The 22,877-nt window shown below is 40.3% G+C and carries 21 protein-coding genes, 1 tRNA gene and 1 pseudogene; 10 read left to right on the top strand and 13 right to left on the bottom strand.

Features of this window, described 5'->3' with window-relative positions; all coding sequences use genetic code 11:
- Positions 1-18: 18 nt before the first annotated feature.
- The 3 genes from AC27I2_RS05920 (at position 19) to AC27I2_RS05930 (ending at position 1,325) form a co-directional block, all read left to right on the top strand.
- Complete coding sequence (locus AC27I2_RS05920; protein ID WP_006791179.1) at positions 19-177, top strand: YqaE/Pmp3 family membrane protein; 159 nt, start codon at positions 19-21, stop codon at positions 175-177.
- A gap of 286 nt (positions 178-463) precedes the next feature.
- A tRNA-Ile gene (locus AC27I2_RS05925) sits at positions 464-540 on the top strand.
- A 203-nt stretch (positions 541-743) separates the two neighbouring features.
- Positions 744-1,325, top strand: coding sequence for an outer membrane beta-barrel protein (locus AC27I2_RS05930; RefSeq protein WP_487203712.1), 582 nt, complete (start codon positions 744-746; stop codon positions 1,323-1,325).
- Positions 1,326-1,397: 72 nt separating this feature from the next.
- On the opposite strand, the gene AC27I2_RS05935 is transcribed toward AC27I2_RS05930, so the two are convergent.
- Entirely contained in the window at positions 1,398-2,213 is an 816-nt protein-coding gene (locus AC27I2_RS05935; RefSeq protein WP_487203713.1) for a DUF4437 domain-containing protein, read from the bottom strand.
- 176 nt (positions 2,214-2,389) lie between these two features.
- Here AC27I2_RS05935 and AC27I2_RS05940 point away from each other — a divergent pair.
- Positions 2,390-3,058, top strand: a pseudogene (locus AC27I2_RS05940) (substrate binding domain-containing protein); the annotation flags it as partial.
- 18 nt (positions 3,059-3,076) lie between these two features.
- Here the strand turns inward: AC27I2_RS05940 and AC27I2_RS05945 are convergent.
- Positions 3,077-3,406 (bottom strand): 5-carboxymethyl-2-hydroxymuconate Delta-isomerase, encoded by a 330-nt coding sequence (locus tag AC27I2_RS05945; protein WP_058552548.1) that lies wholly within the window; start codon positions 3,404-3,406, stop codon positions 3,077-3,079.
- A 204-nt stretch (positions 3,407-3,610) separates the two neighbouring features.
- Between AC27I2_RS05945 and AC27I2_RS05950 the strand changes: the two genes are divergently transcribed.
- The 6 genes from AC27I2_RS05950 to AC27I2_RS05975 all read left to right on the top strand — a co-directional run bounded on the left by AC27I2_RS05950 (position 3,611) and on the right by AC27I2_RS05975 (position 8,614).
- Complete coding sequence (locus AC27I2_RS05950) at positions 3,611-4,093, top strand: CreA family protein (RefSeq protein ID WP_487203714.1); 483 nt, start codon at positions 3,611-3,613, stop codon at positions 4,091-4,093.
- 18 nt (positions 4,094-4,111) lie between these two features.
- Positions 4,112-4,885, top strand: coding sequence for a hypothetical protein (locus AC27I2_RS05955; RefSeq protein WP_487203715.1), 774 nt, complete (start codon positions 4,112-4,114; stop codon positions 4,883-4,885).
- Positions 4,886-4,896: 11 nt separating this feature from the next.
- The gene (locus AC27I2_RS05960; protein ID WP_487203716.1) at positions 4,897-5,523 is read left to right on the top strand and encodes a LysE family translocator; all 627 of its coding nucleotides are present in this window, start codon (positions 4,897-4,899) and stop codon (positions 5,521-5,523) included.
- Positions 5,524-5,549: 26 nt separating this feature from the next.
- Positions 5,550-6,041 carry a gamma-glutamylcyclotransferase family protein gene (locus AC27I2_RS05965; RefSeq protein WP_487203717.1) on the top strand — a complete coding sequence of 164 codons (492 nt, stop codon included), beginning with the start codon at positions 5,550-5,552 and terminating at the stop codon, positions 6,039-6,041.
- A 13-nt stretch (positions 6,042-6,054) separates the two neighbouring features.
- On the top strand, positions 6,055-7,596 hold the full coding sequence (locus AC27I2_RS05970; protein ID WP_487203718.1) for a serine hydrolase: 1,542 nt from the start codon (positions 6,055-6,057) through the stop codon (positions 7,594-7,596).
- Between the two features lie 100 nt (positions 7,597-7,696).
- A complete protein-coding gene (locus AC27I2_RS05975; protein WP_487203719.1) occupies positions 7,697-8,614 on the top strand; it encodes a histone deacetylase family protein in 918 nt (305 codons plus the stop codon).
- Positions 8,615-8,629: 15 nt separating this feature from the next.
- Here AC27I2_RS05975 and AC27I2_RS05980 read toward each other — a convergent pair whose 3' ends face one another.
- From AC27I2_RS05980 to dnaG, 11 genes are all read right to left on the bottom strand, one after another.
- Positions 8,630-8,923: a DUF4144 family protein gene (locus AC27I2_RS05980; RefSeq protein WP_487203720.1), complete on the bottom strand. Its 294-nt coding sequence runs from the start codon at positions 8,921-8,923 to the stop codon at positions 8,630-8,632.
- A gap of 2 nt (positions 8,924-8,925) precedes the next feature.
- Complete coding sequence (locus tag AC27I2_RS05985; protein ID WP_487203721.1) at positions 8,926-9,735, bottom strand: DUF2797 domain-containing protein; 810 nt, start codon at positions 9,733-9,735, stop codon at positions 8,926-8,928.
- 23 nt (positions 9,736-9,758) lie between these two features.
- Positions 9,759-12,299 carry an EAL domain-containing protein gene (locus AC27I2_RS05990; RefSeq protein WP_487203722.1) on the bottom strand — a complete coding sequence of 847 codons (2,541 nt, stop codon included), beginning with the start codon at positions 12,297-12,299 and terminating at the stop codon, positions 9,759-9,761.
- A 109-nt stretch (positions 12,300-12,408) separates the two neighbouring features.
- A complete protein-coding gene (gene purD, locus AC27I2_RS05995) occupies positions 12,409-13,692 on the bottom strand; it encodes a phosphoribosylamine--glycine ligase (RefSeq protein WP_487203723.1) in 1,284 nt (427 codons plus the stop codon).
- Positions 13,693-13,708: 16 nt separating this feature from the next.
- A complete protein-coding gene (locus AC27I2_RS06000) occupies positions 13,709-14,530 on the bottom strand; it encodes a class I SAM-dependent methyltransferase (protein ID WP_487203724.1) in 822 nt (273 codons plus the stop codon).
- Between the two features lie 101 nt (positions 14,531-14,631).
- Positions 14,632-16,218 carry a bifunctional phosphoribosylaminoimidazolecarboxamide formyltransferase/IMP cyclohydrolase gene (gene purH / locus AC27I2_RS06005; RefSeq protein WP_487203725.1) on the bottom strand — a complete coding sequence of 529 codons (1,587 nt, stop codon included), beginning with the start codon at positions 16,216-16,218 and terminating at the stop codon, positions 14,632-14,634.
- A gap of 325 nt (positions 16,219-16,543) precedes the next feature.
- Complete coding sequence (fis, locus tag AC27I2_RS06010) at positions 16,544-16,834, bottom strand: DNA-binding transcriptional regulator Fis (protein WP_002957804.1); 291 nt, start codon at positions 16,832-16,834, stop codon at positions 16,544-16,546.
- Between the two features lie 19 nt (positions 16,835-16,853).
- Positions 16,854-17,825 (bottom strand): tRNA dihydrouridine synthase DusB, encoded by a 972-nt coding sequence (dusB, locus tag AC27I2_RS06015; protein WP_487203914.1) that lies wholly within the window; start codon positions 17,823-17,825, stop codon positions 16,854-16,856.
- A gap of 281 nt (positions 17,826-18,106) precedes the next feature.
- Positions 18,107-18,988, bottom strand: coding sequence for a 50S ribosomal protein L11 methyltransferase (prmA, locus tag AC27I2_RS06020; protein WP_487203726.1), 882 nt, complete (start codon positions 18,986-18,988; stop codon positions 18,107-18,109).
- Positions 18,989-19,054: 66 nt separating this feature from the next.
- Positions 19,055-20,899 (bottom strand): RNA polymerase sigma factor RpoD, encoded by a 1,845-nt coding sequence (gene rpoD, locus AC27I2_RS06025; protein WP_058403752.1) that lies wholly within the window; start codon positions 20,897-20,899, stop codon positions 19,055-19,057.
- Between the two features lie 124 nt (positions 20,900-21,023).
- Complete coding sequence (gene dnaG / locus AC27I2_RS06030; protein ID WP_487203727.1) at positions 21,024-22,775, bottom strand: DNA primase; 1,752 nt, start codon at positions 22,773-22,775, stop codon at positions 21,024-21,026.
- Positions 22,776-22,877: the final 102 nt, after the last annotated feature.

Below are 22,877 nucleotides of genomic sequence, written 5' to 3' on the forward strand. Positions count from 1 at the left end.
GTTTGAAGGAGCTAAATAATGGATATCATTCGTATAATACTGTCTGTTTTGCTGCCACCACTGGGTGTTTTTTTACAAGTGGGCTTAGGCATGCATTTTTGGATTAATATTTTATTAACGCTATTGGGTTACTTCCCTGGGTTAATACATGCAATTTATATTATTGCTAAAAAATAATGCGTTGCTGAGTTATGTTTATGCTAGTTGTAAGTAAATATCGCTCAGCGCATTCAATTAATAAATATTATTTTTAATGGTTTTTACCGTACCCACTCAAAATTTTCCCAAATTTAACCACTCTGCCCCTTTAAAAGATTACAATTTAAGCAGTTAGCTTACTGATTGTTAAAATAAAGGTTTTTGGTAGTGACAAGCCCTAAAAAAGTTTTTATACTGCAACCCGCTTTAGTCGCTCTGTGGCTAAACGCTTTAAAAATTAACTGCCTTGCAGTTATATAAAGTTGGCCCCTTAGCTCAGTTGGTTAGAGCACACGACTCATAATCGTTAGGTCCCCAGTTCGAGTCTGGGAGGGGCCACCACTTTTCAAATCTTCATAAGTATATTCTAGTAAATACCAATTTATTACACACTCAAAACGCTAATTTCTATATTATTTATTTTGCTTAACTTATATCTTGATTCTTAATTAATCTATTAACTTTCTTATTGCAATCAATAATATAGATGTGTATTTTATTGGGTACAACAATGTGTTGTTTAAATATATCTAAAAGGAAGTACCATGAAAATGAATAAAGTAGCACTCTTATTATTAAGCTCAGTTTTTGCCACCCCAGCTGCATTTGCAGAAACACCTAACTTTAATTATGTGTCTGGCGGTTACTTAAATGCAGATCTTGATGGCGATGATGCAAATGGTTGGACGCTTGATGGTAGTAAATTACTAGGCGATAACTTTTTTGTTTCTGGTCAATATAAGACTGTAGGCGACTCAGAAGATGGTTTGGATGTAGATCTAAATTGGTTGAGCGCAGGCGTAGGTTACCGCACTGCAATGAGTGAAAGCACTGACTTTTATGGTTTAGTAACGTACGAAAACATTGAAACTGAAGTATCGTACAGCGGTAGTGATTTGTCGGATGATGAAAATGGCTATGGATTATCTGTGGGTGTTAGATCAATGCTAACTGATAGCATCGAAATTGATGGCCGCTTAGGTTACATTGATATTGCAGATGACAGTGAAACAGCTATTACGTTAGGTGCTCGTTATTATATAAATACAAACTTTTCTGTAGGTACTAGCTACACCACAATAGATGATTTAGATTATATTAGCTTAACTGCACGTTACAGCTTTTAATCACCAGCAGTTAATTGAGCGCACTAAGAGGTGCGCTTAATTGTTTATGTTGCTTTAGGCAATTAGCACTTCCTAATTTACTTGATATGTTTCATTACTACGAATGTAAATAGTTGCAGGAATATTGCTTTTGTTTTCAAGCGAGTGAATGAATTTTCCCGCAGATTCTATATAGCTGCCTGCACTTAGGTTTTGTAAGTTACCTTTTGAGCTGTATTGCACACTGCCTGCAATTATTACTGCGCGAAACTCATATGTATTTGTGCTAATTTCTCCCTTAAAACCGGCTGGTAGTTTTATCATTGAGCCATAGCTTGCATCTGTATTTCCCCACAGAAACGTTGTTTGTACTGCATTAGCATTAATATTATTTATGTCGCTTTTGTTTAGCCAAACCAGGTTGTCTTTATGTAAGTTTAATGGGCGTTCGCCATTATCAAACTGTTTGTTTGTAGGTTTTACTAAATAAGGACCAGAATCTATTTCTAGGTAAATTAGATTTGTAGTGCCATTAGCTGCAGTAGTGTGGTTTTCACCGGCGGGTTGTGTCCAAAATGATCCTGTTGGCATCCACATTTTTTCAGCTGTGGGGTCGTCATTGTGCATTTGACCTTCAATTACGATACCTCGGTAAGTAATGTTATGAATGTGCGGCGGAGACTCGAACCCTTTTTTAAAGCGTACTAGCATACCTGTTGGAGTGTCTGCAGTACGATCGCCCCACAAATCAGCTGCACCAGGACTTTGCTCGCCTCTTAATGGGTTTAAGTAGCCCCATTTTACTTTGTTGGCAGGTATTACTTTTGACTCGTGTTCGTCTGCAAAAGTAGGTGCAGATATAAGCGAAGTTGTGAGCATTAAAGCTGATAAAGCAATTTTACATTTCATAAATAGTTTCCTTTACGTTGAATACAGACACAATAGCGAGTGTTTATCATTCGATAAATAGGCTAATGTTTAATACAGTTTCGTTAAAACGTGAATAATAGTTTTTTAGGGCCTGTTTATCTCTCAAGGTTGAATTTGCACCAGTCTGTTTGGTATTTAGACAAGGCAGAGCCTATGCTGTGTCGTCTGAAATGGGACGTAATTTAATGCGTGTTTTGCTCAATGATATTATGAATGCCCATAGTTCTATAACATTGAGGTTGCATGCAAGTGATAGCCGTGCCGATTTTTATCGTGATAGGGTTGATGTTGCACTAAGGGCGATGAAAAAAGGCGTAGCCCAGGATCTTAACTTATATGGGTTTAAAATTTGTAATATTCCACACGTGGTGTGTGCTTCACCTAGTTACTTAAAACTCAATGGCGAGCCGTGCGTGCCGAGCGACTTAAGCGAGCATAATGCATTACTTTATAAACTTTACGAAGTCGTGCATGCTGATTGGGAATTTTATGATAATACGCAGCAATACAAAGTTAAAATGAACAGTGATAGGGCTGTAAACGATGGTGATATTGTAAGGCGCTGGTGTATTGATGGTGCCGGGATCGCTAAAAAGTCAGCTATTGATGTGGCAGACGATTTGCTTAGCGGTAAGCTCAAACGAATAATTCCCAATTATAAAGTCCCGTTAACAGAAATGTGGCTAGTGCTTCCGAGCAGGCAGTTTATTTCGCCTGCAATAAGGCTGATACGTGATGAGTTAAAAAGTAAAATAATGGCGCTTAGGGCATCGCTATTGGCAGAGCATATTCTTAGTGAAGATGAGTGGCCCTGTGACGACTAGCACAAGGCCGTATTTGTGTTAGTTTTTACGGTAAATCTCGTGATCCATGTCGTAAATATTGACGCTTAAACTGTCAGATTCCCTGCAATAGGTTTTTAAACACGCAAGTAGGTGCTCACTTAACATTTGCTTTTGCTCTACTGTTCGCCCTGCCATAATATGCGCCTGTACATGTATAAACCCTTCTTTGCCTACACCTAACTGATACTGCTGATATGCAACTGCGCGAGTTTTAATAGTTTCTAAATCAAATAAACCGCTTTCGAATGTACAGTTATGAATTTTTTCAACCAGTACTTGAGGTAATACAGGTAGGTCTTCTGAGTGCTCAATAATAATGTGCGGCATGTGGGTGGTTCCTATTGGTTACGGCATTAAGCGTGTCGTTAATTGTAACAAATACACGAGGACTCGCTAAACCCCATACGGCTAAAATGTTTGTTTTAAACTAATTTAATTGTGCTGATTTTTGATGTTAGTATAAAAACACACAGGTGAACCCAAGCTTATTGAAATAAGCGTATAAAAACCGAGTTTAAGTTAAGGATGAATATGAAACTTCAGCAAAAAATTAAACGTTTAGCCCTGCTTATGGGCGCAGTGGTTACGTTAAGTGCCTGCTCTGATGATGTTGCGTCAGTGAGTTTAGGTTTGTTTACTACAAAAGATGTGGTGGTGAACTCGCAGCAAGATCCGATTATTAAAGGCGTAACGTGTCACATCAGTCATGTTGAGGCCGACTTAGACTTTTCTGATCCGTCAGATATGTCGATTGCGTGTCGTCAAACAGGGCCTATCACCGCGGAGCAATTACAAGAAATTGATCGTAGTAAGTCTGGAGAGGTGGTGTTTAAGTCATCAAAGAGCGTTTTATTTAAATCGTTAAAAGTGCGTCGAATATACGATGCAAAAACGCGTACTTTATTGTACTTGTCGTATTCAACAAAAGAGTCGAGCGGCAGCCATCACCATGCATTATCAACTGTACCGCTATATAACACAAAGGCGTGGCAATGGGCACAAGAACAAGAATAACTAAATTAAGAGCACACTATGTTAGCGTTATTTAAATCAGCGCCCTTGTTAGAGCAACAAGAGCAACAATGGCTTATTGATACTTTTATTTGGGCTGTCGAAAATTTTGATGCTGCGTTTTTTACCAAACACACACAAATAATATTGCCTACAGGGCAATACTTTCCTGATTCGGTATCAAGTATTGAGCAAATGGCCACAAGCGTATTTAAACGAGTCACTTCTTATGCGGGAATGAGCGCATGGCCAATTCAATTAGTTGCGCCCCAGCAATTACAACCGCAAGTGTTTCCACGTTTTGAGTTTAGTAGTGCAATTCGTGGTGAGGGCTGTCAGTTAATTGTGCCGCCGAGCCATGCTATTAATATTTCGTTTAACCCTAATCAAATAAATCAGCCGCAAGATTTAGTAGCCAGCTTTGCCGGAACTCTGGCTACAATTATGATTCATCATGTTGGTGTATTACCCCCAGGTGGAAAAGAATTTTTACCTCAAGCAGCTGATGCGCTTGCCTGCTTTTTAGGGTTTGGTGTAATGATGAGCAATACGGTGTATCAGTTTAAAGGCGGATGTGGCTCTTGTTATAACCCGTACGCAAACCGTGAAGCACAATTGAGCGAAACACATACGGTATTTATGCATGCATTAGTTTGCTACTTTAAAAAAGACACCCTCTCTAAAAAGCACTTAAAGCCCCATTTACGAAGCCAGTTTAAAAAAGCGCAAAAAGAAATTAAAGCCCTAGTGAGTGAATCGGCTAATCCGTTATTACTAGCTTATGCACCTAACTAGCAAGGACGCGTGTGGTTTATTTAGATGAATTTTTATTAATTGTGATTGCTCACTTTTTTGCTGTTGCGAGCCCAGGTCCTGATTTTGCTGTTGTGCTTAAGCAAAGTGTACAACAAGGTAGGCGAAACGCATTATGGACGAGTGCAGGTGTTGGCGGCGCTATTTTGTTGCACATCGCTTATTGTGTATTAGGTGTGGCGCTTATTTTATCTCAATCGCCCAGCTTATTTATGGCACTTAAGTATGTTACAGGCGCTTATTTGACTTACCTTGGCATACAAGCATTAAGAGCCGCTAAGCCGAGTGAATCATCAGCCGATAATATTGAAAACAAACAAGCCCCTGAAGAGTCTATTTGGGTTGCTTTTAGGCGTGGTTTTTTCACTAATGCACTAAATCCAAAAGCAACGTTGTTTTTTATGTCGTTATTTACCTTGGTGATAAGCCAAACAACGCCACTGAGTATACAAATTGGTTACGGTATTTATATGGCGCTTGCCACATGGGCATGGTTTTCTGCGCTCTCGTTGGTACTTTCTAAAGCCTATGTTCGTGGTTTTTTTCAGCAACACGGCTACTGGTTTGACCGAGGTATTGGCGTTATTTTAATTGCGTTGGCTATTCGCGTTGTTATTTAATTTATGCAATACAAGTAGGAGTAAATATGCCCTTATATAATTTTTCGTTTGGATCTAACATGTCGTCTAATCGTTTGTTGGCACGTTTGCCAAATGCTAAACGTATTGGTACAGCAGTACTTAAAGGGTATGAGTTGACCTTTGATATGCTTTTTTCTGATGGCTCAGGTAAATGCAGCATTCAAAAAGCTGATAAAGCGGATGCCCTAGTATACGGTGTAGTATATGAAATTAACGCTGACGAAAAAGTCACTTTAGATGCAATAGAGGGCCCTGGTTACGATTGTGTAGATATAACGGTTGAGCTGTTAACCGGGGAAATTATTGATACTCATTGTTATATTGCTAATACTCATGACGAGAGTATTTTACCCTACGATTGGTACGTTAAACACGTTCATCGCGGAGCACTTGAAGCGGGCGTACCAAAGGCTTACAGTGATGCCATACTTAATCGCCCACAAAAGAGTGATCCTAATAAAGAACGCGCAGCAATAGAATTTGCAGTGCATCAATAATAAAAGGACTGATATGAAACTGACCAAATTAGCGGCTTTTGCACTGCTAGCCAGTACTACTTTTAGCAGTTGGGCACAGGTTGACACTAACAAAATAGAAGACGTAATTAAAACCTCTATGGCACGCTTTGATGTACCAGGAATGGCGGTTGCGATTGTTGAAAATAACGAGGTTGTGCTAGCAAAGGGGTTCGGTACGGCAAACCTAAATACAAAGGCTGAAGTAAATAAAGATACGTTATTTGGTATAGCATCAAATACAAAAGCATTTACCAGTGCTGCGTTAGCTAAATTAGTCGATGAGGGGAAATTACGCTGGGACGACCGCGTAATAGACCATTTACCCGAATTCAGGTTATACGACTCATATGTAACCCGTGAAATGCGAGTTCGTGATTTATTAAGCCACCGCAGTGGCTTAGGGCTTGGGCAAGGCGACTTAATGATTTGGCCAAGCACAGATAAATCAGTCGCTGATATTCTATCGGGGTTAAAATATTTAAAACCAGCTAGCAGTTTTCGTAGTAGGTACGCATATAACAACCTGATGTTTGTGACTGCGGGTGAAGTTGTAGCGCGTGTATCTGGAATGAGTTGGAACGATTACGTTGAAAAACATATTTTACAGCCACTAAAAATGACCAATTCACGCGCAGGTTTTTCGCGTATTCCAAAAAGTAACAAAAACTGGGCAATAGGGCATATTCCTATGGAGGGGAGCCTGCATCCATTTTTTGTAAATTACTTAGAAGATTTTAGAGGAGCAGGCGCTATCGCATCCAGTGTAAGCGATATGAGTCAATGGCTACTAACTCAACTCGCTGGTGGCAAAATGCCCAATGGCGAGCAATTGTTTAGTGAAAAACAACAAGCGCAAATGTGGCACCCACATATAACCTCTATGGCGTCTAAAAGTGCCTTTGAGGCATATCATCAACAGTTTAGAGGCTATGGGTTAGGTTGGAGTATAGAGGACTACCACGGGTTTAAAAAACTAGGCCACGGTGGTGGTATTTTAGGGATGGTGTCGCAAGTCACTTTGCTTCCAGAAAAAAAGCTCGGTATTGTTATTTTGTCTAACCAGCAAGCATTTAGTGCCTTAAGTGCAGTTACACACGAAGTACTTGAGGATGTGCTCAATCTAGAGGATAAAGATTGGGTCGAAGATTTGGCCAAAAAGCATTTTGAAGGCAAACAAAATGCGTACGCTAATGCTACACCATCTGCACCTGCGGATTATCAGCCACAGTTACCTAATATTAATTACACGGGCACATTAAATGATGACTGGTATGGCGATGTCATTATTGAAGAGCTAGATGGTAAGTTACGAATTGATTTTACTCATACAAAGCGTTTAAAGGGGGAGCTTGAGCACTACACTGGCAACACGTTTATTGTTAAGTGGGACGAAAAGCTACTTGAGGCCGATGCGTTTATACATTTTGAAATGAGCACTGCAAACCGTGTAAAGCGTGCGAGCATGCAGGCGGTTTCAACAGCGGTTACCGACTTTAGTTTTGACTTTAGAAATCTAAATTTAAAAACCAAATGATTAACGCTCGGGTTATATAGTTATACACCAAAGTCACAAAGCCACCGTTAGGTGGCTTTGTTATATTAAACGCTCATATTAGTTTGCTTAGGAGCATTTTATGCGTACTGCAGTTATTTCACACCCTCATTGCCGTAAACATAAAATGATAGACGACCACCCAGAGTGCCCCGAGCGCTTAGATGCAATTACCGACCGCTTACTCGCCAGTGGCGTCGATGTGGGGCTAAAGCATTTACAAGCGCCTAAAGCTCAGCGAGAACATTATTTATTAGCGCACGATGAGTCGCTTGTTAACTTAGTTGAGCGCTTAATTCCTCAAGAGGGGTTAAATAGCCTCGATGGCGATACATGGCTTTGCCCTGAATCACTTAAAGCGATTGAGCGCGCTGTTGGTGCCGGGCTGTTAGCTGTAGATGAAATACTAGCAGATAAGCTAGATGCGGCTTTTTGCTCTGTACGCCCGCCTGGTCATCACGCAAACAAAAACGCATCATCTGGATTTTGCGTATTTAACAACTTAGCTATTGCTGTTAAGTATGCCCAAAGCAAGGGAGTTAAACGAATTGCGATTGCTGATTTTGATGTGCACCATGGCAATGGAACCCAAGATATTTTTATTGATGATGAAAGTGTATTGCTTTGCTCGTTATTTCAATACCCGTTTTACCCAAATACAGCTGTAAAAAACAATAGCCATATTGTTAATTCGCCGTTACCCATTGCCAGTAATGGCGACGATTTAAAAGAGGTGTTTAATACTCAATGGTTAGAAAAATTAAAGGCTTTTAAGCCCGAGTTGTTATTTATAAGTGCAGGTTTTGACGCACATGTAGAAGATGACATGGCAAGTCTGAACTTTGTAGAAGACGATTATATTTGGTTAACTGAACAGCTATGCAAAGTCGCAAAAGAAAACGGCTGTAGCGGGATTGTATCGTATCTGGAGGGAGGTTATGCGCTATCAGCATTGGGTAGAAGTGCTGTAGCGCATATTAAAGTGCTTAGCGAGCAATAGTGATTAACACTGTGTTTAAAGCCCGAGTAAATCAAATGCCTGTGAAGTAGTTAGCGTTTTAATTTTACCTAGACAACAATGCCCTTCATTTAATAAATGAGCAGTAACAAGCTGTGCTAGCTGTTCTTCAGTTAAGGCTGAGCAAAGTTGACCCTGCAAGTTAAGGTATTCACCTTGTTTATTAAGCACTCTCACATCGTTTAGTTCACTTGAAGTAATGCCATGTAAGCACTCATTTTGATCTTGCTGGTTGTGTGCTATTTCAAGCTCATTATAGATAACCATTAACTGTGGAAAGCTGTTTAACATAGTTAGCCTACGGTCACTTCGTATGAAGTAAATTTTCGTATATTAATAACGCCGTTATCAAATATTAAATATTGGCCTTTAATACCTTGTAAAATACCGCTTACAACGGGGTTTTTATCAAAGTTAAATGAGCTGATTTTGGTTGGGTATTCAGTGACTGGAAAGTTTAAATCAACCACGTCTTCATCTAATTGCTCTATGGCTGTTGCGCCAAATAGCTCACTAAGCTCGTTTAATTTTTCGCTAATTTGCGGAATAAGTTCAGCGGCAGCGGCTTTGAGATCTATAGCTTCGTTCTGACCTTTAAGCATATTACGCCAGTTAGTTTTATCGGCAATAAACTCGGCTAATGCAACTTCTACCAAGCCCGACTGCAAGCGTGTTTGCACTTTAAATATAGGTAAAGCCTGAGTGGCGCCTTGATCAACCCAACGCGTAGGAATTTGTGTATGGCGTGTGATTCCCACCTTTAAGCTTGAGGTATTAGCTAAATACACATAATGTGGGATCATACAGTTTTCTTCGCCCCACAGTGGCTCTCTGCATGTGCCTTGATCGTAATGGCAAGTTTCAGGTTTCATGATGCACATATCGCAGCTAGCCAGCTTACGCATACATACAAAACAATGGCCTTGAGAATAACTTTTTTTGGTTTTTTTACCGCAGTTAGCGCACAAAATAGTGCCGCTAAAAGTAAGCGTTAACTCTTTACCTATAAAGGCATTTAAATCAACTAGCTCATCACCAACGGGAAGATGATATTGAACGGGTTCTGTTAAACTCGATTTTAATTTACGCAGTGTGCCTTGCATCTTTACATAGCCCCTAAAGATGTTTAAAAAGAAGAGTCTAACATTTTTAAACTGTATTGGCTTTTTAAGAAGTTAATGTACTCAGGATAAGGTAATGCTTTAGCGTATAAATAGCCTTGTGCGCGGTCTGCATTCATTTGTTTTAATAGCTGGTGGATCTCTTGGGTTTCAACACCTTCTACAGTAATTGATAAATTAAGCTGATGCGCCATATCAATTGATGTTTGCACTATGACTTGGTGAGCTGGATTATTGACTAAGTCAAAAACGAATGACTTGTCTATTTTTAGTTCGCTAAAATGGTAATTAACAAGGTAGCTCAGTGATGCGTAACCTGTACCAAAGTCATCCAGTACAACTTTTATGCCCAAAGCTGATAATTCATCAACTAATTTAATAAGCACGTTTTGGCTTTCTACAAAAGCAGATTCAGTTAATTCAAACTTAAGTAAGTGAGCGGGAGCCTGATGCTTAATTAATATATTTTCTATTTTTTCAGCTAAGTTATTAATGGCTAAGTTTTTAGCACTTAAGTTAACACTAATTGTGTGCTCTTTATGGCCGCTGTTAATTAGCTCTACAATATCTTTACAAGCTTGTTCAATAACCCATAAGGTGAGCTCGTTAATTATGCCTGTATGTTCAGCCAAAGTTATAAGCTCTTCAATCGAAATATTATTATAGGTTGGGTCAGGCCAGCGAAGAAGTGCTTCAGCTCCTGTGACTTGATTATTGACTAAATTTATTTGTGGCTGGTAATACAGGGCAAGTTGGTTTGTTTTGATCGCTTTTTGCAAATGAGCTGCCAAACTAACATCCATTATTATGTTGTTATTAACCGCAGACGACGCAACGCGATCTACACGCCCTTTGGCATCTTTTAAAGCTAAATAACCGCGCTTTAACCAGTATTCAAAATCATTACTTTGGTTTGCACTACTAATGCCTATTGTGTAATTGAGCTGCAGGCTTAAACCTTTAATTTCATATTGCTTAGGAAGGTTACTAATTACTTTTGCAAGCACCGTTTTGAGTATATCTGAGTTTTGAGTTTTAGTTGAAATACAAGCAAATACACCACTGTTTAAGTCAGCCAGCCGAGGACTGTTATTTAAATCGGTTTCAAGATTTGTAAACTCTCTTTCATGCATTAATTCATTTTCTAGATGCTCAGCAATATGCTTTATGAGGGTATAACCTTGGGTTGATGTAATGATGGTATTAAGCGAATTAAAATGACATATTTTAATTAAGCACAAAGTGGTAGAGCGGTTTTGGCTTTGCAGTGCCATAAATGCTTGTTTGAGCTTAGAGCTATTGAGCAACTTAGTTTGCTGAGTGTGGGTAGCATGATATAAAGCACGTTCTCGTTGATAGCGTACGCGATCTGCCAACGCCATAGCCATTAATACAATTTCACATAAAATTGCCACCAAAAAGGCATGGCGAGAGGTAAAACTGTAATCAATAACGCCTGTGAGCTCTAGTGGTTGTATTAATGCACCTAAAATGAGTGGCACCCACGAAAAAACGTAAAATTTAGCCCATCTAAAACCACTACGTAGCTTTTTATAAATTAATATAGAGCATGCAACATATAATAGCCCTAATACGCAAAAGAAGAGTGGCGCAGCGATGTTTTCAGGAATAAAAAAACTAGCTACCCCCAAAATAAACATAAGATAAAGCAAGGCTTTACTCATAGTGTATCGCCAGCACTTATCTTTATGGTAGCGTAAAAACATAGTACAAAAGGCGAGAGTAAAAAACGAAACTGCGTAATTACTCACAATGACTTTGTGATGAAAAAATAGTTGCCACTCTAAAGGCCAGAGGTAAAAACCAAATCCAAGCACAATACCCATTAGTATCAGTGCGCTAATTATGTAACCTATATAAACAAGGTAAACACGGTCTTTTATGCCAAAATAGAGTACTAGGTTGTACAGTGCAGCCATGAGTAATACGCCAGCAAATATTCCCCAAATACCTGTTTGAGAACGCATGAGATCTACAAATTCTTTATCGCGGTATAAATTGATAGGTGTTTTGCTAATGCCTACCGTATCTACCTTAATTACGAGGCGCTGCGATGACTTTTGCTCCATTAAAAAGTTGATGTGTGGCACGCTGTACTGAAACAAAGTCAGTTTTTCTTCTCTATCGCCTAATTTATATGTTTGTAGTATCTGGTTTTGTTTGTCTAAACGATACACTGTTAAGTGATCGGCCATTGGGTTATCAAAGTGAGCCACCACCTTTTGACTTTTTTGGCTTTTGTTTTCTAAATCAAGAAACAGCCAATAATTTTGCTGAGTAAAGCTCCAAGGAATTTCTGAAAAAGGGGCATGGGTGAGTAAATTCGGTTGCTTAATAATTGTATCGAATGTTTTGCTTTTGGTTTCATCAATGTAGTAGGCGTGATTGAGGTACATTGGTGATGTTTTATCAATTGTGTAACGAGTAGGCACTACTAAATTAGAAGCCAATGTATTGATAATAAAAAATATAAATATCAAAATGGCAACAGCTAGTGAATGGTAGCGTAAAGCTCTAAGTTCCAATGTATGCTTACTTTTTAAAAAATTTTAATCAGTGTAGCACTAAAAAAGCGCAGGCGAACTGCGCTTTTTTAGTTAAATTAACTGGTTATACCAATCAATTATTACTAACTTACTGCTCGCGGGCAATGGCACGATAAGCAATATCAGTACGGTATTCCATGCCGTCCCAGTTAATACCTTTAATCAGCTCATAAGCACGTGCTTGAGCCTCGGTTACGGTATTACCTAGCGCAGTTGCACATAAAACGCGTCCGCCAGCAGTCACAACGTCATTACCGCTTTGTTTAGTACCTGCATGAAATACTTTTTCGCCAGCAGGGTAGTTAACTTGTAAGCCTGAAATAGCATCACCTTTAGGATAATCTCCTGGGTAACCTTTAGCCGCAAGCACGACACCTACCGCTGCGCGTGGGTCAAACTCAATGGTGGTTTTATCAAGCTCTACACGATTAGCCGCTTCTATCAGCTCAACTAAATCTGATTGTAAACGCAGCATCATAGGTTGTGTCTCAGGGTCGCCAAAACGACAGTTATACTCAATCACTTTAGGTGTACCTGAGCTGTCTATCATTAAACCTGCGTATAAAAAGCCAGTGTACGGATGACCTTCTTTTGCCATGCCTTCTACTGTCGGGATGATCACTTCATCCATAATGCGTTGGTGGATTTCGTTTGTCACCACTGGCGCAGGAGAGTAGGCACCCATACCGCCAGTATTCGGACCCGCATCGCAATTATAAGCACGTTTATGGTCTTGGCTTGTTGCAAACGGTAGAACGTTTTTACCATCTACCATCACAATGAAAGACGCTTCTTCGCCATCCAAAAACTCTTCAATTACTACGCGGCTACCTGCATCACCAAAGGCATTGCCCGCTAGCATATCGCGAATAGCGTCTTCAGCTTCGCGCTCGTCCATTGCGACAATAACGCCTTTACCTGCGGCTAAACCGTCAGCTTTAATTACAATTGGCGCGCCTTTTTCTTTTAAATATGCAAGGGCAGGGTCTATTTGTTCAAATGTTTGGTAGTCGCCAGTAGGAATATTGTGGCGTGCTAAAAAATCTTTCGTGAATGACTTCGAACCTTCAAGCTGGGCAGCACCCGCTGTTGGACCAAATATAGCCATATTATGTTCACGAAATTTATCCACAACACCCAATACTAACGGTACTTCAGGCCCTACAATGGTAAGTTCAACATTATTTTGCTGAGCAAAGTTTAATAACCCATCTAAATCTTCAACATTAATTGCAACATTTTCGAGTTTAGGTTCAAGGGCTGTACCCGCATTACCTGGAGCTACAAATACCGTGTTTACTTTTGTGTTTTGAGCGGCTTTGAACGCAAGTGCGTGTTCGCGGCCGCCGCTGCCAATGACTAATACATTCATGGCGTACTATTCCTATTTAAAGCGGTTTTTTAAATTTAAGCGTCATACGGTCGCTTTCACCAATAGCTTTATATTTTTCAGCGTCTTGTTCGCCAAGTCTTAAGCTAGGTGGTAGCGTCCACACCCCTTTAGGATGATCGGCTGTATCTTTTGGATTAGCATTAATTTCACTAGTTGCTGCTAGCTCAAATCCTGCTTGCTTTGCAAGGTCAACCACGTAGCTCTGTTTCATATAACCTGATGTTTTCTGATCGTCGTCAGCACGGTTTTCGGCTAAACGATGCTCAACTACACCCAATGTACCACCTGGTTTTAGTGCTTTATAAAACGCTTTAAATGCGCTTAATGCACCGTCTGTATCTTTACCCATGTACCAGTTATGCACATTGCGGAAGGTAAGTACCATATCGGCAGATTCTGCAGGTGCAATATCTAGGTGGGTTAAAGGGGCAAACTCTGTAATTTTAACATTACTAAAGCGTTCGTCTTCAGCTACTTTTTGTTTAAACGCCGCTAATGAACGTTGATAGTAATCAACCGATGAGTCGCTAGGGAAATGAGCAGCGTAATATAAGCCTTGCTCTTTCAATGCTGGCGCTAAAATTTCACTGTACCAACCACCGCCTGGCGCAATTTCAACAACGGTCATTGACGGTTTAAAGCCAAAAAATGCCAATGTTTGCTCAGGGTGGCGATATTCATCACGAGCACTATTTTTAGCGCTTCGCTCGCTTGCTTTTATTGCGTGGCTTAGGCTTGATTCATGGTTATGGCTTAATGCCATTGTTGAAGTAAGTGCTAGGCTAGCAACAAGTAGAGACTTTAGTGCAAATTTCATCGTTTGTTCCTTCACATTAAAATTAGGAGTTAGAATAATCAGAATACGTGAATTGCTTGCAAACAAAAAGGGTTAAACGTTGAGCTTAACCCTTTTTGTGATTAGTGGCGAAAGTGACGCATGCCAGTGAAGACCATGGCCATGCCTGCTTCGTCAGCTGCGGCAATAACTTCTTCATCGCGCATTGAGCCACCTGGTTGAATTACGGCAGTAATCCCTGCTTCTGCAGCAGCGTCTATGCCATCGCGGAATGGGAAAAACGCATCCGACGCCATAACAGAGCCTGGGACTTCTAGGTTTTCATCAGCAGCTTTGACACCTGCAATTTTTGCAGAGTAAACACGGCTCATTTGACCTGCGCCTACGCCAATGGTCATACCGTCACGGGCATAAACAATCGCGTTTGATTTAACAAATTTAGCGACTTTCCAACAAAATAGTAAATCTTTAAGTTCTTGCTCAGAAGGTTGACGCTTAGAGACGACTTTTAAGTCGCCTTGGGTAACCATACCTAAATCACGGTCCTGAACTAGTACACCGCCATTTACACGTTTAATGTCGTGACCGGTTGCTTTACCACTCCACTGCCCGCACTCTAATAAACGCACGTTCTTTTTCGCTTCAACAATTTTTGCCGCTTCGCTCGAAACGCTTGGTGCAATAATTACTTCAACAAATTGGCGGTCAACAATAGCTTGAGCTGTTTGCGCATCAAGCTCACGGTTAAAGGCAATAATTCCGCCAAACGCTGATGTTGGGTCTGTTTTAAATGCACGCTCGTAAGCTGCAAGAATGTTTTCACCAATCGATACGCCACACGGGTTTGCATGTTTTACAATGACACACGCTGGTACATCAAATTCTTTAACACACTCAAGCGCTGCATCGGTGTCTGCAATGTTATTAAACGAAAGCGCTTTACCTTGTAGCTGAGTTGCTGTTGCCACTGATGCTTCACTTACATCATTTTCAACGTAAAAAGCTGCGTCTTGATGTGAGTTTTCACCGTATCGCATGTCTTGCTTTTTAGTAAACTGCATATTAATAGTGCGAGGGAATTTAGTATCTTCAGCAGCTTCTTCGGTGTAATCAGGCACCATTTTACCAAAGTAGTTAGCAATCATGCCATCGTACTGTGCTGTATGCTCATAAGCGGCAATAGCTAAATCAAAACGTGTTTTATACGTTGTTGAGCCACTGTTGTTTTGCATTTCACTAATAACACGGTCGTAGTCGCTCGCGTTTACCACAATTGTTACATCTTTATGGTTTTTAGCTGCTGCGCGAACCATGGTAGGACCGCCAATATCAATATTTTCAATGGCATCTTCAAGGCTGCAGTTTTCTTGAGCGACAGTATTCGCAAAGGGGTATAAGTTAACTACAACTATGTCGATTGCAGAAATGTTGTTATCTGCCATTACATCTTCATCTTGTCCGCGACGGGCTAAAATGCCGCCGTGAATTTTAGGGTGAAGGGTTTTTACGCGGCCATCCATGATTTCAGGGTGACCGGTGTGATCTGAAACTTCAGTCACTTTTATGCCGTTATCAGCAAGGAGTTTACACGTACCGCCAGTTGATAATATATCAACGCCTTGCGCTTCTAGTGCGCGTGCAAATTCAACAATACCGGTTTTATCAGACACACTTAATAGTGCGCGACGAATGGGACGATGAGTATCCATTGTAGTTTGATTTCCTCAGTTAATGAGCTAGCTTAGAAGCGGGCATTTTAACTGATTACGACTCAAAAAACGACTTATAAAGCGCCAATAAGCGTGAGCATTTTGCAACATCTCTACTAAATTGTACGCATAAAAAAAGCACCCTAAGGTGCTTTTTTTGCATGATACCAATTGTATTGGATTAGTAAGCAGTTATAACGATAGAAAAACAAGTCTATAACAAGGCAAAAATTTTACAGTGTAGTTATTCTACATAAGAAATTTTTAACGCCGTTATGGGCTTGTTTAGCTCGTTAGAATGCTTACGCTTTCAATATAATTGGTATTAGTTCATGCCGTATTTTTTAAGCTTTTTACGTAAAGTACCACGGTTGATACCTAGTAAAATAGCTGCACGAGTTTGGTTACCACGTGTGTATGTCATTACTTCTTCAAGTAATGGCGCTTCTAGCTCTGAAAGAACAAGGTCGTATACGTCTTGCACATCTTGACCGTTAAGCTGTTTTAAGTAGTGGTGAACAGCTTTTTTTACTGCATCACGCAATGGCTGCGGTTTCTCGTGTGACTGAACATGAGGGTTTGTGATAAATGGAGAAGTCACGTTTTGTTCGAACATTATAAAGTCTCTTTCTTTCTTAGTTAGCTGCTAGTGTTTTAAAGTATTGCTCTAATGCGACGACCTGTGCTTGTGGGTTGTCGAGCGCATTAAATACTCGCCTAAACTGACCATCACTGTCATGGGTTTGCAAATACCAAGATACATGTTTGCGAGCAATTCTCGCGCCCATTGGTTCACCGTAAAACGCATGGAGGTTTGTTAAATGCTCCATTAAAATACTGCGCACCTCTTCAATAGCAGGTGGCTGCATGTGTTCACCAGTTCGCAAATAGTGGTCTATCTCCCTAAATATCCAAGGGCGACCTTGGGCGGCTCGACCAATCATAATGGCATCTGCACCCGTATAGTCTAAAACCTGTTTTGCTTTTTCTGGTGAAGTTATATCACCATTTGCAACAACAGGAATCGACACTGAACGCTTTATATCCCTAATCGTGGCGTACTCTGCTTCACCTTTATACATACATGCGCGTGTTCGCCCATGTACAGCCAGTGATGCAATGCCATAACGTTCAGCTATTCTCGCAATCTCTACACCATTACGGTTATCCGGATCCCATCCAGTACGGATTTTAAGTGTCACAGGGATATCAACAGCATTAACGACTGCATCAATAATCTCTTCCACGAGTTCAGGAAACTGTAATAAGGCAGAGCCTGCGAGTTTCTTGTTCACTTTTTTTGCTGGGCACCCCATATTTATATCTATGATTTGTGCACCGTTAGCAACATTGAATTGTGCGGCCTGCGCCATAAGCTCAGGATCAGCTCCTGCAATTTGCACCGCGCGTATACCCGACTCACCGCTGTGATCCATACGGTTCATCGACTTTTCAGTTTTCCAAACCTTTGGGTTTGACGATAACATTTCAGACACAGCAAGCCCGGCGCCTAAACGACGGCAGAGTTGTCTAAATGGTCTGTCTGTAATGCCGGCCATAGGCGCAACAATTACATTATTCTCAAGTTGGTATTTACCGATACGCACTGTATTCAATAGGCCTCTTTTCAAGGGGCGCTAAGTTTACGGCTTTTTTGACAAAAATCAAAGGCTATAAATTGAACAAAAGTGACTTTTTTTTGCTCTTTTCGTATTGACATTTGATAACCGTATGACGAAAGGGTTTATTTGGGTGAAATTTGAACGAATGATGTTTTTATAATAAATATTGTTTATTTTTTATTTTGTAAAAAAATAGTAAAGCCTGTTAAATACAGGCTTTACATACGACTTTTGAGTTAATACTCTAAAATTGTTAATGTACGTGATTAGCTATTTTTTGTACCGCTAACACGGGTCCAATCACCTTCAACGGCAATATCATCTAGCTCAATAAAGGGGGCATAGATATCAGCTACTGACTGGGCTTGCTCTTCTAATATACCCGACATGGCAATTTTACCACCGGGTTTTAACAACCCTAAAATTACACTGTGCAGTTCGCGTAGCGGTTGAGCTAAAATATTGGCAACAACAATATCGGCAGTAAACTCAGGTTGATTTTCCGGAAGGTATACTTCTAACTTGTCTGCAACGCCATTTCTATTTGCGTTATCAAGGCTTGCCTCGAGTGCTTGTGGATCAATATCAATCCCAATCATGCGCTCTGCACCGAGTTTAATAGCAGCAATACCTAGAATGCCTGAGCCACATCCAAAATCGACTACGGTTTTACCGGTTAGGTCTTGGCTTTCTAGCCATTTTAGACACAAAGCAGTTGTTGCGTGCGTGCCTGTGCCAAATGCAAGGCCTGGATCAAGCAAAACGTTAACAGCTTCTGGGTCTGGAATGTCACGCCAGCTAGGACAAATCCATAGCTTCTCGCCAAATTGAATAGGGTGGAAGTTATCCATCCACTCACGCTCCCAATCTTTATCTTCGAGCTGCTCAATTTTGTATATGAGTGATTCGTTTATTTCATTATGGCGCTTTAATAATGCAATCACTTCGTTCATATTGTGATTAGCTTCGAATAGACCAATTACGGTGGTGTCTGCCCAAAACTCTACAGTGCCAATTTTAGGCTCGTAAATAGGGGTGTCTTTAGCATCTATAAAAGTAACAGACGCACTGCCTGACTCCATTAATAGGTCACTTACTGCATCTGCCGTTGCAGCATTGGCATTGATACGGATTTGGATCCAAGCCATGATTTTTTCCTTTAAATAGAAAAAAGGCCGCAACAGCGGCCTTTTTAGTTTTTACATAGCGCTAAATTATTTAGCGTCTAAAAAGCTTTTCAGTAAATCTGAGCGAGAAGGGTGGCGTAATTTACGCAGCGCTTTCGCTTCTATTTGACGAATACGCTCACGTGTTACGTCAAATTGCTTACCTACTTCTTCTAAAGTGTGGTCGGTATTCATATCAATACCAAAACGCATACGAAGTACTTTTGCTTCACGCGCTGTAAGTCCAGCTAGTACATCGTTAGTTGCGCCACGAAGCGACTCCATTGTTGCCGAATCGATTGGCGAATCAATGGTGGTATCTTCAATAAAGTCACCTAAGTGCGAATCTTCATCATCACCAATGGGTGTTTCCATCGAAATTGGCTCTTTAGCAATTTTAAGTACCTTACGGATTTTATCCTCAGGCATCATCATGCGTTCTGCTAATTCTTCTGGATTTGGCTCACGACCCATTTCTTGTAACATTTGACGAGAGATGCGATTAAGTTTATTAATCGTTTCAATCATATGTACCGGGATACGGATAGTTCTTGCTTGGTCAGCAATAGAGCGAGTAATAGCCTGGCGTATCCACCACGTAGCATAAGTAGAGAACTTATAACCACGGCGGTATTCAAACTTATCTACTGCTTTCATCAAGCCAATGTTACCTTCTTGGATTAAATCTAAGAATTGTAAGCCACGGTTTGTGTATTTTTTAGCAATTGAAATTACAAGACGTAAGTTTGCTTCAACCATTTCTTTTTTCGCACGGCGGGCCTTTGCTTCACCAATGCTCATTCGACGGTTAATGTCTTTAATGCGCTCAATGCTTAAACCTGTTGTTTGCTCAATAATAGATAGCTTATTAATACAGCGAATTATTTCAGGTTTAACTTCTTCTAGTTTAGCTGAGTACTTTTCATTATTTGAAATTTCTAAATCAACCCACGAAGCGTCAGTTTCGTTATTAGCAAAGTGCTTAACGAATGCTTTTTTAGGTAGCTTAGCAATCTGTACAGCTTGTTTCATGATTAGGCGTTCTTGAACACGAACACGATCCATCATTTCACGCATGTTATTTACCATGCGATCAAACTGTTTAGGAATTAGTTTAAAGGTTCTGAAAAGCTCGCCAATTTCAAAAATAGCAGCTTGTGAATCAGGATGTGAACGACCTTTAGCTTCAAACGTATCACGTGCTTTATTGTATAAATCACGTAAGTTTTCAAAATGAATTCGAGCTTCTTCAGGATCTGGGCCTGTGTCTACTTCTTCTTCATCTTCATCGTCGTCGCTTTTATCTTCATCGTCATCGTCGTCATCAAGTTGTTTTTCACTTAATTCTGAACCAATGTTAGTTGCTGAAATTGGCGCTTCGTCTTCGTTTGGATCAATAAATCCTACGATGATATCGCTTAAACGCATTTCTTCTGCTTCAAACTTATCCCACTGCTCTAGTAGGTAAGTAATTGCTTCAGGGTATTCAGCAACCGAAATTTGTACTTGGTTGATCCCTTCTTCAATACGCTTAGCGATTACAATTTCGCCTTCGCGTGTAAGAAGTTCAACGGTGCCCATTTCGCGCATATACATGCGAACGGGATCGGTAGTGCGGCCAATTTCTTTTTCTACCGTAGCAAGTGCAGCAGCGGCAGCTTCAGCTGCGTCTTCGTCTGTCGTTGTTTCTTGCATCATTAATTCATCGGCATCAGGCGCATTTTCGCTAACCTTGATACCCATGTCATTAATCATGCTTATGATATCTTCTACTTGATCTGAGTCAATTATGTCTTGTGGAAGGTGATCATTTACTTCTGCAAAAGTTAAGTAGCCTTGCTCTTTACCTTTTTGAATCAGAAGTTTTAATTGTGACTGAGGAGTTGGATCCATAGAGATTGTTTCTTCCACTCTGATAAGTTGATACAACAGGCGCCATCACTTGGTTTACATTAATGCCAACCAGAACAATGTGACGCAGTGAATAGCACAGTATAACATCCAAAACTAGATCTGACTAGCTGTTAGTCGCTTTTAACGCTGTCATTAGTAAATGACATTCTAGCCTTTCGTCGCTATTTAGACCTTGTGTCTTGTCCTTTATTAATAGGGTCTCTAGTCGATAATTTAAACACTGATCTTCAATAAATTTAAAAGTATTTTTAAAAACAGTCTCTAAACGCTCTTCATTTATTTCATGTTGCCAAGTAGCGAGCTTAATAAGAGGCTCATAATCGTCAGTATCTCTAAAAAATTCGAGTAGCTGAGCCGTAGTGATATTCTCTTTTTCAAGTGCTTGTTGCTGCAAGCGAAGCAATAAACCAATACCTGCAATGTTCATTTGTGCAAGTTCTGGTAAATAAGGAACGCTTATAGCTAAGTTGGGATGCTGAACTAAAATACCGATAGCCTGTCGCATCGGGGTTATTTTAAATTTTCGCTCAATAGCGTGCTGTTGTTTTGGTGTTTTTAAGCGGTTATTAAGTTGTTCACGCGTGCGCCCAATTAATCGGCCTAATTGCTCTAAAATGTTTTCTTGATAAAATTCACTCGGAATTTTTTCAATGAGTGGCAACGCTGCACTAAGTAATTTTGCTTTACCTGAATCTAATGTTAAATCAATTTCTTGGCTTAATTTATTAAACATAACTTTAGTAAAGTCATCGGCCTCACTTAAACGCTGTTCGAATGCATCTTTACCTTCTTTTTGCACTAATGAATCGGGGTCTTCTCCGTCAGGTAAAAATACAAAATTTAATGCTTTACCGTCATTTAAATAGGGGAGTGCATTTTCAAGTGCTCGCCAAGCTGCGTCGCGTCCAGCTCGGTCGCCATCGTAACAACAAATGACCTTATCGGTTGTTCTGAATAAGGTATGCATGTGCTCGCTTGTTGTTGCTGTTCCCAGTGCTGCAACGGCGTATTCAATCTCTTTTTCTGCAAGTGCAACAACATCCATGTAGCCTTCTACAATAAGAATGTGCGCTAACTTTTTGTGCGCTTGTTTTGCTTCATAAAGGCCATAAAGTTCAAACCCTTTATGAAAAATTCGGGTTTCTGGAGAGTTTAAATATTTAGGGCCTTGATCAGCTTGCATAACGCGTCCGCCAAAAGCGACTACTCTGCCGCGTTTATCACGAATAGGAAACATTAAGCGGTCGCGGAAAAAGTCGAACTGCCTGCCGGGTGTTTTTTCTGAGGCGAGCTTTAATTCTACGAGTTGCTCTTTTTGTTCTTTATTACGACCAAGTTGCAAACATAAACCATCCCATTCACTAGGGGCGTAGCCAACCATAAACTTTTTAACGGTTTCGCCGCTCAGTCCTCTACCTTTAACATAGTCAATGACTGCGGCCGAGTTAGCGTGGTGCTTAAGTTGGTGCTGGTAAAAGCGAGCTGTATGAAGCATCAAATCGTAATCTGAGCGTTTTTGCGCTGCGGTACGTTCTGGCGCCGAACTACCCCCTTGTTCGCGAGGCACGTCTAAGTTAAGCATACTGGCTATTTCTTCAATAGCATCAACAAACTCAAGCTTTTCGTACTCCATAACAAACGAAATCGCATTCCCGTTAGCGCCACAGCCAAAGCAATGATAAAACTGTTTATCTTGCGATACAGTAAATGAAGGTGATTTTTCGTTATGAAAAGGGCAACATGCCTGATAGTCCTTGCCGGCTTTTTTTAGGCCAACTTTGGAGTCTATCAGATCGACAATATCGGTTCTGGCAAGTAAATCATCTATAAAACTTCGTGGGATCTTTCCAGCCATTAGTAAAATACAGTCCTGAAATATTAAGAAGAATAACGAAAGTGAAACTCACAATTTATACCAGTGAGGTATAAACAATAGGACCTTAACTTACCAAAATGA

This window comes from Pseudoalteromonas sp. NH0006-46 (assembly GCF_057547735.1).